The sequence below is a fragment of the Marinobacterium sp. NO-S09 genome (genome assembly GCF_059179545.1).
Genome location: NZ_CP168954.1, coordinates 569,509 through 583,116 on the forward strand (window position 1 = coordinate 569,509; position 13,608 = coordinate 583,116).

A 13,608-nucleotide genomic window follows, 5' to 3' on the forward strand; every position below is an offset into this window, starting at 1 on the left:
TTCCTTACTCTTTATCGGCCAGCCCCTTTTGGATTGTGCTTAGTAGAGCCTCGCCGAGCCTGATGGGAACCGCATTGCCAATTTGTGCTCCGGAGGCCATTAGCCCCCCCATGAACACGAAATCATCAGAGAACGTTTGAAATCTGGCTGCCTGCCTTACTGTTATACCATGGTGTTCGGTTGGATGAACAAACCGCCCCTTAGAAGGGTTGATGCAAGCTGTAGTCATAGTTGGCCCCGGCTCGTTAGGGTTAATTCTACCGTAGCAATCATTATGACCATTGTGATTTTGATGGCACTTCAAAACCCGATTCGAGTCCTTTCTGCTGCCACCATTAATAGGAGTTGACTTGAAAACTTCAATAATCTCCTGGGAATGATTCATATGAATATCGTTTGGGTCACTCTCAGGAAAAGGTATTCCAAATACTTCATCTTGAGCCGTTCGCCATGGCTTAAGGGATCTGCCTTCATCTACAGGCTTGATGTTTCCGTGTGTTGGCATGGGAGGCCACACAATTTTATCTTTGAGGCGCTTTCGGACCCCTAAAATGAATACGCGCAACCTGCGTTGGGGTACACCAAAGTTTCTTGCATCTAACGTAACAGGCGGATGCATGTAGTAACCCGCTGCCTCGCCCATTTTATAAAGAGTTTCTACATAAACTTTATGGCGAGGCCAAAGCATCCCCGGTACATTTTCCATTAGGAATACTTTGGGGCGCAGAGCTCTAACAAATGTGAAATAGCGGAGTACAAGGTTGTTTCTGGGATCGTTGATACCCGCACCGTTTATCCTGTGTGAAGAGAAGCCTTGGCAAGGGGGGCCCCCGAGCAGAACGTCACATTTCTTGCCATCAGGAAAGCTTTCTTGGATCAGGCGTTTTGGGGTAAGAAAACGTATATCTGTATCGTACAAGCGAAGTGAAGGGTGCTTAGCTACGATGTTATGGCGGTAGGATTGGCATGCCGCATTGTCGAACTCGACTGCCGCCCGAACATCAAAGCCAGTGTTCAGGGCGGCACAAGAGAAACCTCCAGCACCTGCGAACAGGTCCACAGCGGTTAGTTGACTATTTTTCTTACACATCTGCACGTATTTGGCGCCAAAATCAAGATGGGTTACATATAACCGGATGATTCTAAATGTGTTGATGACTATCATAAAGGAAAAGATAATTCTTCAACTGTAGAGGATGGGGGAGGCTAGTGCTGTCTTCATTTGGCGGCATGTACTCATGGATACAGGTCTAATCCCGTTGAAAAACAGTCTCCCTATGCCTCTCCATCAGCACCGGATCAGGACTAAACCTATCAGGTAGCTCAATCTTTTGCCCCTCAATCGAAACGAAAAAGTGCTCCACAGCCGGTTCTGGCTGTTTTAGTTGGGGAGACAGTACAACTCGCCAGTCTTCATCGAACGTCATTAACCCCTGATCAAAGGCTCGGTCATATAGTGCGGATAAACAAAGGCCGTTACTGGGGTTAAGTCGATGTGCCTTATCTTGGCTCCAGGGCACGATATGGCTGGCAATCAGTAAGCTCGGTACTGACAAACCTGTAATGCAGCAGCGGTTGCTGTAGCTGGATAGCACGGCGCGGCGGAAGAAGGACTGTTTGACTCGTTGTTGCACGCTTTGGGTACGTGTTTCGCCCGTGTAGTCTTCAAGTGCTTCTATAGTTGCCTGTTCATCCTTTGGCTGAGAACTGCTTTCACCTTCTAAGTCGGCTCTAATCTGTTCGCTTTCCAGCACAAGCTTTTCCCAGTCCGCATGAAATTCATCCCAAATCGCACGGTCGAGCTTTGACGCACCGCTCAGTCCCTTGCGGCCTGAAGCGATGATGGCTGGATCGAGGCTGGCGAGGTTCGTCAGCTTCATAGCAACCGCAGACGGGGTTCGTCCAATTAGGTTGGCCAACTTAATGATTTCAGGGTTGTGCTGGTACAAACGTCCAAATGGCAGCTGGCAGTAGAGATGAAAGGCCAGTTTGACTTGTTCAGGCGTCCAATCTTTCCGTGACATACAAAGCTTCCCTGAGATTCGCGGCGAGTACTTGTAAATGGGATATACAGACCAAGCCTGGTCAACAGGCCTCTGTTCCAAAACGCGACTGATGTAGTCTAACCCTCATAGACACATATCACACGGGTACTTCCAATGGACTCTGATCTCATCCCTCTCCTGATTTTCGCCGGCTTTGTCGTAGCCATCATTCTGCGTGTTCGCTCCCAACGGGCGGCTCGGGGGCTTACGCCTGAGAAACGTAAACGCAGAGGGCGGCGTTCCGGTAGATCCCGTGCCAGTGAGGCGGGGGGGAGTGAGATGGGCGGTGGGTCTGAAAGTGGTGGCGACGGCGGTGGTGATGGCGGCGGCGACTGAGCTTCCTGCTTATACTCCCTTTAATCTTACTGACAGTATTGAGGTCGTTGTGATGAAGCGATGGGGAACGGGTTTGGGCGCGCTGCTGTTTGCGGCCGGGCTTCAGGCCGAGGCGGTGCATAACACCGGGCATCACCACCAGGCAGCGCATGCACATGCTGAGCATATGGACTCCAGCTCGGTGAATAAGCTGAAGGAGTCGGGTCAGTCAGCGTTTGCGGCGATTCAGGAGGTGGTGGCGACGCTGATGGTGGACCCGGATACCGATTGGAGCCGTGTGAATATCGAGGCGTTGCGTCAGCATCTGATCGATATGGATAACGTGACGCTGAGGGCCGAGGTTGTTACGGAAGCCTTGCCTGGTGGCGCACAATTCAGGGTGACAGCGAAGGATACGGATGTGGTCCGCTCGATTCAGACAATGGTGTCCGCGCATGCCGGGGCCATGAACGGGGTTGAAGGTTGGGCGCTATCAGCCGACCTGATTGAGAATGGCGCGGTGTTGAAGGCTGTCGGTGAGGATGTTGAGCGTATTCGCGGGCTGGGCTTTATCGGCTTGATGACGGTGGGCATGCACCACCAGTCGCATCACTTGGCGCTGGCGAAAGGGCAGAATCCACACGCGCACTGATCTCCCTGTGGGCTCTGTGAGTAATTACAACAAGGGCCCCTGAATCTCCATTTATGCACAGCCGGGTATTTCTTCTGCTTTGTTGATATCTTCCTTGACTTACCCATCTTCAACTCGATGAAACTGCAATGCTTTCGTAACTTACCCCCATTTTCTCTGTATAGTTCTGTGGAAAACCTCATAGCAACAGGTCCGCACATCTCGCTTAAGCCCTTGAAATACGGGGTCTGTAAAACTGGTCAGTGAGTATCCATCTACCTGTATAAATCTTTTCGATGTCGTTGCGATTGTCTGTGGGTATCGCGACTATCCTGTGGGTATCTATGTGGCTGCCTGTGTAGCATCCTGTTAATGAAGTTTTCCACTGGACAAAATATGAGCATGAAATCTGAGGGCTATGCTGAACGCTGTATTGCCTGATTCGCAGCAGTATTGGCTTGTTTTAAGGGCAAACAGGCTGGTTGAAGTGGGGAAAGGGTGCGGATGGGGTTGGCCTGGCTGAGGTTACGCCCGGGGCCGGTTGTTGGTGCTCGAAAAGAGGCCGCTTTTTAAAATAGCTAATAGCTATCAATAATAAATAAACAATAAATTTCTAAAACATGAGCCGGCGGATTAACCTGATTGCATCACTTTCCCAACGGAGCAGGAACATGGCTAACATCTTTCGTTACATCGACACCACCGCCAGCAAACCGGCAACACGCAGCAAGGCAGACAAGCCTCAGGGTTGTCCGCAATGTAATTACAGCAACAACTACTACGGCGATCAGGTCTGTACCACAGCACCGCGTTGATCAGGGCTTCCGCCCTCGTTCGGGGCAGTGAGTACCCGGTTACGACCGCTCTGTTTGGCACGGTAGAGTGCCTGGTCAGCCTGCTGCAGCAGTGTGTCTGCGTCGATAGTGCCGGCGCGGCCACTGCTGACCCCTGCTGACAGGGTCACCGAGCCGATCCGGTCGCCTTCAATCACAATCGATTTGGCTGCCATCCCCATGCGCAGTTGTTCAGCCCGCAGACGGGCATCTTCCAGGCCGGTATCAGGCAGCACCACCACAAACTCCTCACCGCCATATCGGCAGATAATGTCACTGCTGCGAAAGGCATGCCGCAGTTGCTGGGCGACTATCTGCAGTACACGGTCGCCGGCGGCGTGACCGTAATTGTCGTTCAGCTGCTTGAAATGGTCGATGTCACAGATCACCAGGGCGACTTCGGTCTGGGTGCGTTCGCCTCTGGCCAGCTCATGGCTCAGCATCTGGTCCAGATAGCGCCTGTTGTGCAGCTCTGTCAGGGCGTCTTCATAGGAAAAGCGGTTCAGCAACTGCTGCAGCGCGACTTTGGACAAGGTCAGGTTGATGCGCTCGATGGCGCGCGTGAACAGCAGTTGCAGAGTGTTGCGGCTGAGTTCGCCTACCAGTGCGCTTTCTTCATTGAAATCGAGTAGCAGGATGGCTTCCAGCTTGCGCTGCTCCAGTGGCGTGTCGTACTGAATGCGCAGCATCAGGTGCCGGTTGCCCAGGATTGAATCAGCCTCAATATCGAGGTTGGCGGGAAAGTCGCGGGCGTCGCCCCAGCGTTGGCTCTCTGGCAGCAGAGGCTCATCTGCATTGAATTTGTAGAGTGCCCCGGGAATAGGGGAGCACAGGTCTTCAGTGCGGTGGTACAGACACTCCAGCGCTTGCTCGATATCAGTCCGGCTTTCCATCTCGCTAACCAGCTCATCCAGCATGCTGCGTTTGAGGTTGGCAAACTCCAGCGCCTTGACCCTCTGGGCTTCGCGCCGGGCCAGCTCTTCCAGTGCCTGGGTACGCTCAGCCACCCTGACTTCCAGCGTGGCATTGAGGCGGGCCAGCGCTTTCTGGGTACGGGAAAAGTGGTTCAGCGACAGCACCACCACGGCGAGTGAGAACAGCAGGGAGCCGATGCCCACCGGTACCTGGCCCCATGGCAAGAGGCTGTGTGCCACGGCCATATCGAGCAGCAGCAGAAGCGTCATGATGCTGGTGGCCAGTAACAGCAGGCGTTGATCCCGAGTGGCATGGGGCCAGTGGCGCGCGACTACCAGCAACATGCTGGGTACGCAGATCGCGAACAGCATGTCGAAGGGCGGGTAGGTATTGGCCAGGCTGGTAATGCCGGCTAATGACAACCCAAGCGCGGCAATGAAATAGGCACCGAACAGGGCGACCAGGCGGTTGAACAGTTTCGGATAGCGTTCGTGGTACCAACTGCGCAGCAGCAGGGCCAGGGCAACCGGCATGATGTAGTAGCAGCCGGCGCTGATGTATTCCCACAGCAGGGGGTTATGGAACAGCAGCTGTTTAGCCTGGCTGGCGCTGATGGCAAGGCCTGCGTGGGAAAAGGAAAATAGCGCCAGTGACAGCAGGCTCATGCGTTCACTGTTGAACGGCGCGAACAGCAGGCACAGCAACGCGACAATGAGGCTGAAGGCGCCAATCGCAAGGTTATACATGGAGCCTTCCAGAATGCGTTGATAGAGCGCGGTGCGTTCCATCACTTTCACTTCGCCCCAGAGGCCAATATCCAGGTAGTTGCTGAACACCCGGAAATAGATCGGCTTACCCGCCATATCTGCCGGCAGGGTGATCATGTGCCAGGGCCAGCCTTCAAATTGGCCGCGTCCCTCGGCATCGAATTCGCCGTAATGATAGATGCGCTGACCGTCCATGTAGACCTCGGTAATGAGATCCACGCTGTAGATGTAGAGCACCGGGTCGCGCCAGTTGCCATCAGTGATCAGCGTGCGGTACCAGACCTGTTCTTGCCCATTGCGATCAGGAGGATTGGAAGGGAAGTCGATGGCTCGCCAGGCCCCGGGGTCTGACTCAAGGGTCCAGGTGGGCACACCATTCTGGAACGGGGAGTCACCCCAGCGGTATTCCCAGTTCTGGTTCAAATCCAGGGTTTCGGCATGCAGAAAAGATGTGCACAGCTGCAGCAGCAGGTACAGACAAAAAACCAGGCTCAATCGAGTGGCCTGTTGGAACATGCCATAAAGGCTAAGGGCAAACCTGAACATCAAGCGGCCGCCATCTAAATCGCTGAGTACCCACACAGTATATGCAGAGTTATGTGATCTGTGGGTTAAACAGGCGTTTTTATGGCTTAGTGTTGATGTGGATACAGTTTCTGCGCCAGTTCGTTGAAGCCCTGTCCGCCGTTTGCACTCAGAATGTGTCGAGGATGATGGGCCATGCTCGCCAGCCAGGGGCGTATATTGGCGACGCCAAAGGTGTGCTGCAGGTAGGCAAACATGGGTTCGTCATTGGCGGAATCGCCGACATAGGCAACCTGTTGCTGAATAGTCGCGTCATTAAGACCGAATTTCTGTTTCAGCAGTCGCTCGGACATGGCCTGCTTGCTGTAGTCGCCCAGCCAGGCGTTGATATGGATGGAGCTGGCGCGGGCCTGGGCACCGGCCTGGTGAAAGAGTGCCAGTACCTGATCGCGCTGTTCGGCGCTGATACCGCTCACGTCCTGGTTATAGTCCAGTGCTACATCGGCCAGGCGGTAGGGCTGATCCTTGGCCAGCTGCATCTCAGGGACTTGCTGCAGGGCCTGGGTGGCCAAGGCGAGTAACTGTTGCTGGCGCTCGCTGCGGGTCTGTTCACTGTCCCAGCCGTGATATTCCACTCGGCCCGCTTCATCTCTGTCGAAGTAAAAGGCGCCGTTTTCGCCGATCACCGCGGCCACCGGCCAGAGACGGATCATCTGATCGCACCAGCCGGCACAGCCGCCGGTGACGGGTACGACTTGAATGCCCGCAGCCTCCAGTTGATAGAGCGCGGCCAGGGTTTCCGGCAGTAAACGCCCATCGGTCGTGAGAGTGTCGTCCACATCGGTAAACAGGTAACGAATCTGATCAATATCGGGTGTGGCGGGCATCAGTGGGCCTGTCCTGTCTGGATGAGTTCGATGCCCAGGTCCTGCAGGGACTGGCCAAGTTCAGTCGTGGGCAGGCGGTCGCATACCATCAGGTCCAGGCTGTCGAATCCGGCTACCTTGACCATGGGGCTGCGGCTCCATTTGCTCAGGTCGGCCAGCAGCACCCGCTGTCGCGCGTTGCACAAGATGGCGCGGCTGACGTCTGCTTCCTGCGGATCAAAGTCGAGCAGGCCGGCGTCCGGGTCCAGGCCTCCGGCACCGATGATGCCGAAATCGACCCGGTACTGATCCAGGCTGCGGGTAACGGCTTCGCCCACCATGTCGCGGTCGTTATGGCGCAGTGTACCGCCGATCACCAATACTTCGGTGTCCGGTTGTTCACAGAGAATGCCGGCCACATCCAGGTTGTTGGTGAGTACACGCAGGCGCTGATGGTGCGACAGCGCTCGGGCCAGATGCGCGACCGAGGTGCCAATGCCCAGCATCAGGGTCGAGCCGTCGGGAATGCGGGCGGCCAGTGCCCGTGCCATGCTGTGTTTCACCCCGGCATTGAGCTGTTCGCGGCTGCCAAAGGACAGGTTGAGTGCACTGGCGGGCAGGCTGACACCGCCATGAATGCGGCGGGCCAGACCCAGTTCGCACAACTGGTTCAGATCCTTGCGGATGGTTTGGCTGCTGACCGAGAACTGCTCGGACAGGCTGTCGACCTCAAGCTCACCCTGACGATTGAGCAGGGCGAGGATGCGGTCCTGACGTTCATTCAGATTCATGGATCTCGTTAAACCGTTGCGGATAATCAGTGATAACGCCGTCCAGCCCCCAGTGCCAGAGCGAGGCGATCTCGTCTGGGATGTTGGCGGTCCAGCAGTAGAGTTTCAGGCCCGCATCCTTGATCGCTTTCACCTGCAGGTAGTTAAGCTGGCGCCAGTGGGCGTGCAGGCTGAACAGATTAAGGTGTTCAGCCTGGGTGTGCCAGTCGCAGGGAAGGTCATCCACCAACAGACCGCGTCGAATCTCAGGAGCCTGGGCCTGACATTCAGCCAGCAGGTCACGGCTGAAACTGGAGATCAGTAGTTGCTCGATGGGGAAGTCCGTACTGCGAACCGCCTCAATAACCGCTGCGACCACCTGCTCTGCAGGCAAGCCATGATGCTTGATCTCCAGGTTCAGGCCCATCTCCAGATGGCACAGCAGGTCCAGCGTATCCGTCAGCAGCGGTAGCGGCTCGTTGGGCCAGTCCGGATGCTGGGCGGCCATGTTCAGGTTATCCACCTCATCGGCAGCCAGTGCCTGCAGCAGATCGTTGCGGTCGCCACAGCGGCCCGTGGTGGCATCGTGACTCACCACCGGGGTGCCATCGGCCAGCAGGGTGACATCCAGTTCGATCCAGCGCACGCCCATCTCGGCAGCCTTGCGAAAACCGCCCAGGGTGTTTTCCGGCGCCAGGCTGGGAATGCCGCGATGACCGGTGACGCGGGCCGGGTTCAGGTAGCTGGTCGTCATTTAATTGATCCGTTGTTGGCTGTTGGCACAGAACAGGTGTAGTTCGTCGCAGTGAAACCCGAGTGACAGGCGCGAGCCGGGCTCAAAGGGGGCTGCTCCCTTGAGGCGCACGATCAGCTCCTGATCCAGCCCCGGCACCTGGCCGTGCACCAGCGTATCGGCGCCCAGCTGTTCCAGCAGGCTCACATCCAGATCAATGCGGTGTGGATAATCGGTGCCCCGGTGCAGATGCTCCGGGCGCAGGCCCACAATCACCTCGCCGTTGAAGTCCACTTTCTGCTTCAGCGGAATCATGAGCTCACCCAGTTGTAGTTGATGATGGTCCAGGCGGCCAGTGATGAAGTTCATGCTGGATGAACCGATAAAGCCGGCGACAAAGGGTGTTTGCGGGCGGTGGTAGACATCCAGTGGTGAGCCGATCTGTTCCGCACGGCCGGCGTTCATCACCACCAGACGGTCGGCCAGGGTCATGGCTTCGGTCTGGTCATGGGTGACATAAACGGTAGTGGTGTTGAGACGGCGCTGTAGGCGTTTGATCTCGATGCGCATCTGGCCACGCAGTTTGGCGTCCAGGTTGGAGAGAGGCTCATCAAACAGGAACACCTTGGGCTGGCGCACAATGGCACGGCCCATGGCCACGCGCTGGCGCTGACCACCGGAGAGCTGGCGCGGCTTGCGCTCCAGCAGTTGCTCCAGCTGCAGCATTTCCGCGGTGGACTCCACCTGCTGACGAATCTGCGCCTTGGGCGTGCGCCGGTTGCGCAGGCCGTAGGCCATGTTGTCGAACACGCTCATATGCGGGTAGAGCGCGTAGTTCTGGAACACCATGGCGATATCGCGCTGCGCCGGTTCCAGCCGGTTCACCTGTTGCTCGCCGATATGCAGCTCACCGTCGGTGACGGTTTCCAGCCCTGCGATCATGCGCAGCAGGCTGGACTTGCCGCAGCCGGAAGGGCCAACCAGTACGATCAGCTCGCCCGGCTCCACATCCAGATTGAGGTTGTGAATGGCCTGATGGCCGTTGGGATAGGTTTTGCCAATATTGGCCAGGGATAAATTGGACATCATTATTTCTCGGTTTCGACCAGGCCCTTGATAAACAGGCGCTGCATCAGAATGACCACCAGCACCGGCGGCAACATGGCCATCAGGGTGCTGGGCATGACCAGGTGCCAGGCGACTTCGGCATCGCCCACCGACAGCATGCGCTGAATGCTCATCACCACGGTGTAGTAGTGCTCATCGGTGGTGATCAGCAGCGGCCAGAGATATTGGTTCCAGCCATAAATGAACATGATCACGAACAGCGCCGCCAGATTGGCGCGCGACAGTGGCAGCAGGATATCGATGAAGAAACGGATTGGCCCTGCACCATCCATGCGCGCCGCTTCGATCAGTTCGTGCGGCACCGTGAGGAAGAACTGGCGGAACAGGAAAGTCGCCGTGGCACTGGCAATCAGCGGCAGAATCAACCCGGAATAGGAGTTGAGCATGCCCAGATCTGCTACCACTTCAAACGTCGGCATGATGCGTACTTCCACCGGCAGCATCAGGGTGATGAAGATCAGCCAGAACGACAGCATGCGAAAGCGGAAGCGGAAAAACACGATGGCGTAGGCGGCCAGCATGGAGATCAGCAGTTTGCCGATAGTGATGCCCAGCGCCATGACCAGGCTGTTGCCCAGCATGCTGATCAGGTTCACGTTGAGGGTTTTCTGCCCGGTTTCCAGCCCCAGCGCCATGGCGTAGTTGAGCAGGAAGCGGTCGCCGGGCCAGAGCGGCACGGTGCCGCTGTTGAGGGCTTCCGGCGCATGGGTGGAGGCAACAAAGGCGATCCAGATCGGAAAGGCCACCACCAGCACACCCAGGCAGAGGGTCAAATGGCTGATCAGATTCAGTAGAGGACGGTTCTCGATCATCAGTACTGCACCTTGCGTTCGATATAGCGGAACTGCACCACGGTAAGTGCACCGACAATCGCCATCAGAATCACCGACTGGGCGGCGGATGAACCCAGATCCAGCCCGTTGAAACCGTCATCGAACACCTTGTACACCAGAATGCTGGTGCTGCCACCGGGGCCACCTTGGGTCACGGCGTGAATTATGCCGAAGGTATCGAAGAAGGCGTATACCACGTTGATCACCAGCAGGAAGAAGCTGGTGGGCGAAAGCAGCGGGAACAGAATGGTCCAGAAGCGTTTCATCGGCCCGGCGCCATCCAGTGCCGCAGCCTCAATCAGTGAGCGCGGAATCGCCTGCAAACCGGCGAGGAAAAACAGGAAGTTATAGCTGATCTGCTTCCAGGCGGCGGCGATAATCACCAGCAGCATGGCCTGGTCGCCATTGAGAAAATGGTTCCAGTCGTAACCCAGCTGCTCCAGCAGGTAGCTGAGAATGCCGATGCTGGGGTTGAACATGAACATCCAGAGTACGCCGGCCACGGCAGGGGCTACGGCGTAGGGCCAGACCAGCAGAGTGCGGTAGACACGGGCACCGCGAATTACCTGATCGGCCATCACGGCCAGCAGCAGTGCGCCGCCCATGGACAGGGCAGTGACGCCGATGCTGAAAATAAAGGTGGTGGTGAAGCTGCGGTGATAGATCTCATCCTGCAGCAGCACACTGAAATTCTCGAACCAGACAAACTCGGTGGACAGGCCAAAGGCGTCTTCCATCAGGAAGGACTGCCAGACTGCCTGGGCGGCGGGCCAGAGAAAGAACACCAGTGTGATCGCCAACTGCGGCAGCAACAGCAGCCAGGGCAGCCAGCGATGGTTGAATACGGGTTGGCTTTGCATGGAATCTCCGAAACGTGCAGAAACGGCAGGGCCGGGTGGCCCTGCCTGTCACGGTGTTAGCCGTTCTGACGCTCGAACTTGCGCAGCAGCTTGTTGCCACGCTCAACCGCACGGTTCAGGGCGGCTTCGGCGCTGTCCTTGCCGGACCAGACGTTTTCCAGTTCTTCGTTGATGATGTCGCGAATCTGCACGAAGTTACCCAGACGCAGGCCCTTGGAGTTGGCAGTCGGCTCAACCGAGGTCATTTGAGTGATCGCCACATCGGTGCCCGGGTTCTGGTTGTAGAAGCCCTGTTTGCGGGTCAGGTCAGCGGCCGCGTGGGTGATCGGCAGGTAGCCGGTGAACTGGTGCCAGTCGGCCTGGATTTCAGGAGACGACAGGAAGCTGTAAAAGCGCGCTACGCCCTTGTAGTCAGCCTGGTCGTGACCCTGCAGGGTCCAGAGGGTGGCGCCGCCGATGATGCTGTTCTGCGGCTGCTGGATCGCTTCACCCCAGTTGGGCAGCTGCGCTACGCCGAACTCGAAGCCCTTGGCGTTGTTTTTCACACCGGCGTAAGAGGCGGAGGAGTTCATGTACATGGCGCATTCGCCGCTGTAGAACTTGGGCGCGCTGTCAGAGCGACGACCGCCATAGCTGAAGATACCTTCCTTCTGCCAGTCGGCCATTTGCTGAACGTGTTTTACGTGCAGCGGGCTGTTGAACGCCAGCTCGGTGTCCAGGCCGGCAAAGCCGTTGTTTTCCGTGGCGAAAGGCACGTTGTGACGGGCGCTGAAGTTTTCCAGCTGTACCCAGGACTGCCAGCCGGTGGTGAAACCACAGTCGTAACCGGCATCCAGCAGTTTACGACCGGCTTCGCCCATCTCTTCCCAGGTTTTGGGCGGCTCGACACCGGCCTTGGCCAGGGCATCCTTGTTGTAGTAGAGCACCGGGGTGGAGCTGTTGAACGGCATGGACAGCATCTTGCCGTCGTTGCTGGTGTAGTAGCCGGTCACGGTAGACAGGTAGTCGGACGGGTCGAATGCCTGGCCGGTATCTTCCATCAGCTGATACACCGGATAAACCGCACCTTCAGCGGCCATCATGGTGGCGGTGCCGACTTCGAATACCTGCACAATGTGCGGTTGTTCCTTGGCGCGGAAGGCTGAAATCGCCGCTGTCATGGTCTCGGTGTAGTTACCCTTGAACACGGGGACGACCTGATAGTCATCCTGGCTGGCGTTGAACTTGTCAGCGATCTCGTTGACCTTTTCGCCCAGCTCGCCGCCCATGGCGTGCCACCACTGAATCTCGGTTGCTGCCTGTACCTGTGCTGCCATCACTGACAGTGCCAGTGTTCCCAATGTCTTGCGCAACATGATTTGCTCCATCACTTGTTTGGTAACCGTAGTGAAGGGCGAGCAACTGCCGGCACCGCCCGATTCCGAGGAGCATTTCAGCAAAGGGATATTTCATTTGATTGTCAGTCTGCTTTCAAATGAAAGTCATTCTGGTGACAGCGGGCTTAAAGTGAAACCGGATGCGGGTGTATTCAAGGATTCCAACTGGCTCAGCGTGGCTTGTAACACCGGCGCGATAGGGGCATCCAGTTTGAGGTTAAGCAGTTCATCGGCGCGGGTTTTTCCGAGGGTAAGGGCCGCAATGGGCTTGTTCCACTCATTGGCGCGGCGGCAAAAACGGAAGCCGGAATAGACCATCAGCGAGGAGCCGATCACCAGCAGGGCGTCGGCCCGCTGCAGCGCATCCAGAGCATCCAGAACGCGCTGTTTGGGGACATTATCGCCAAAAAACACCACATCGGGCTTCAAAATACCACCGCATTGGGGGCAGTCGGGAATCTGAAAACCACTGAAATCCACTTCCAGGTCGGCATCGCCATCGGGGGCGGTGTCGGCGGTAAAGCGGGTGAAAGCAGGGTTGAGATCGGCACTGCGGTGATGGACTTCATCCCGGCTGCAGCCGAAGTCGCAGCTCATACAGATCACCCGATCAGAGCGGCCGTGCAGATCGATCACCTTCTGGCTGCCTGCACTCTGGTGCAGGCCATCCACATTTTGGGTCACCAGCAACTCCACATGGCCCCGTGTCTCCAGCTCCGCCAGCGCTTCATGGGCCTGGTTCGGGCGTGCATCGCGCATCACTGGCCAGCCCACCAGACTGCGGCCCCAGTAACGTTTGCGGGTGTGTTCGCAGCGCATGAAATCCGGGTGCTGCACGGGCTGTTTGCGCTTCCAGTCGCCGTTTTTATCGCGGTAGTCGGGAATGCCGGAATCGGTGCTGATACCGGCACCGGTCAGAATCAGGAGGCGTGGGTGGCGCTGGATGAAATCGCTCAATGCCTGGTGGGACATGGTTGGGTCTCAAGCGGAAAAAGGATCTTTCTAGGATAC

14 protein-coding genes are annotated in these 13,608 nt (G+C 56.9%); 3 read left to right on the forward strand and 11 right to left on the reverse strand.

Features of this window, described 5'->3' with window-relative positions; translation table 11 throughout:
- Nucleotides 1-4: 4 nt before the first annotated feature.
- Together O3C79_RS02850 and O3C79_RS02855 are read right to left on the reverse strand one after the other, a co-directional pair.
- On the reverse strand, nt 5-1,165 hold the full coding sequence (locus tag O3C79_RS02850; protein ID WP_494384717.1) for a DNA cytosine methyltransferase: 1,161 nt from the start codon (nt 1,163-1,165) through the stop codon (nt 5-7).
- An 85-nt stretch (nt 1,166-1,250) separates the two neighbouring features.
- On the reverse strand, nt 1,251-2,024 hold the full coding sequence (locus O3C79_RS02855) for an HNH endonuclease (RefSeq protein WP_494384718.1): 774 nt from the start codon (nt 2,022-2,024) through the stop codon (nt 1,251-1,253).
- 135 nt (nt 2,025-2,159) lie between these two features.
- On the opposite strand from O3C79_RS02855, the gene O3C79_RS02860 reads away from it, so the two are divergent.
- The 3 genes from O3C79_RS02860 (at nt 2,160) to O3C79_RS02870 (ending at nt 3,806) form a co-directional block, all read left to right on the forward strand.
- Nucleotides 2,160-2,381 carry a hypothetical protein gene (locus tag O3C79_RS02860; protein ID WP_494384719.1) on the forward strand — a complete coding sequence of 74 codons (222 nt, stop codon included), beginning with the start codon at nt 2,160-2,162 and terminating at the stop codon, nt 2,379-2,381.
- Between the two features lie 52 nt (nt 2,382-2,433).
- On the forward strand, nt 2,434-3,012 hold the full coding sequence (locus O3C79_RS02865; protein WP_494384720.1) for a hypothetical protein: 579 nt from the start codon (nt 2,434-2,436) through the stop codon (nt 3,010-3,012).
- Between the two features lie 650 nt (nt 3,013-3,662).
- The gene (locus tag O3C79_RS02870) at nt 3,663-3,806 is read left to right on the forward strand and encodes a hypothetical protein (protein ID WP_494384721.1); all 144 of its coding nucleotides are present in this window, start codon (nt 3,663-3,665) and stop codon (nt 3,804-3,806) included.
- On the opposite strand, the gene O3C79_RS02875 is transcribed toward O3C79_RS02870, so the two are convergent.
- From O3C79_RS02875 to O3C79_RS02915, 9 genes are all read right to left on the reverse strand, one after another.
- On the reverse strand, nt 3,779-6,052 hold the full coding sequence (locus tag O3C79_RS02875) for a diguanylate cyclase (protein ID WP_494384722.1): 2,274 nt from the start codon (nt 6,050-6,052) through the stop codon (nt 3,779-3,781). The two genes, O3C79_RS02870 and O3C79_RS02875, sit on opposite strands and share 28 nt — an antisense overlap.
- 86 nt (nt 6,053-6,138) lie before the next feature.
- Nucleotides 6,139-6,918 carry an HAD-IIB family hydrolase gene (locus tag O3C79_RS02880; protein WP_494384723.1) on the reverse strand — a complete coding sequence of 260 codons (780 nt, stop codon included), beginning with the start codon at nt 6,916-6,918 and terminating at the stop codon, nt 6,139-6,141.
- Nucleotides 6,918-7,688, reverse strand: coding sequence for a DeoR/GlpR family DNA-binding transcription regulator (locus tag O3C79_RS02885; RefSeq protein ID WP_494384724.1), 771 nt, complete (start codon nt 7,686-7,688; stop codon nt 6,918-6,920). The genes O3C79_RS02880 and O3C79_RS02885 overlap by 1 nt, the downstream gene beginning before the upstream one ends.
- Nucleotides 7,675-8,421: a glycerophosphodiester phosphodiesterase family protein gene (locus O3C79_RS02890; protein WP_494384725.1), complete on the reverse strand. Its 747-nt coding sequence runs from the start codon at nt 8,419-8,421 to the stop codon at nt 7,675-7,677. Before O3C79_RS02890 ends, O3C79_RS02885 begins: the two co-directional genes overlap by 14 nt.
- Entirely contained in the window at nt 8,422-9,486 is a 1,065-nt protein-coding gene (gene ugpC, locus O3C79_RS02895; RefSeq protein ID WP_494384726.1) for a sn-glycerol-3-phosphate ABC transporter ATP-binding protein UgpC, read from the reverse strand.
- 2 nt (nt 9,487-9,488) lie between these two features.
- The gene (gene ugpE / locus O3C79_RS02900; protein ID WP_494384727.1) at nt 9,489-10,340 is read right to left on the reverse strand and encodes a sn-glycerol-3-phosphate ABC transporter permease UgpE; all 852 of its coding nucleotides are present in this window, start codon (nt 10,338-10,340) and stop codon (nt 9,489-9,491) included.
- On the reverse strand, nt 10,340-11,221 hold the full coding sequence (gene ugpA / locus O3C79_RS02905; RefSeq protein WP_076463042.1) for a sn-glycerol-3-phosphate ABC transporter permease UgpA: 882 nt from the start codon (nt 11,219-11,221) through the stop codon (nt 10,340-10,342). The genes ugpE and ugpA overlap by 1 nt, the downstream gene beginning before the upstream one ends.
- Nucleotides 11,222-11,277: 56 nt before the next feature.
- Complete coding sequence (ugpB, locus tag O3C79_RS02910; RefSeq protein WP_494384728.1) at nt 11,278-12,576, reverse strand: sn-glycerol-3-phosphate ABC transporter substrate-binding protein UgpB; 1,299 nt, start codon at nt 12,574-12,576, stop codon at nt 11,278-11,280.
- Between the two features lie 126 nt (nt 12,577-12,702).
- Nucleotides 12,703-13,569 (reverse strand): NAD-dependent protein deacetylase, encoded by an 867-nt coding sequence (locus O3C79_RS02915; protein ID WP_494384729.1) that lies wholly within the window; start codon nt 13,567-13,569, stop codon nt 12,703-12,705.
- Between the last annotated feature and the right edge of the window lie 39 nt (nt 13,570-13,608).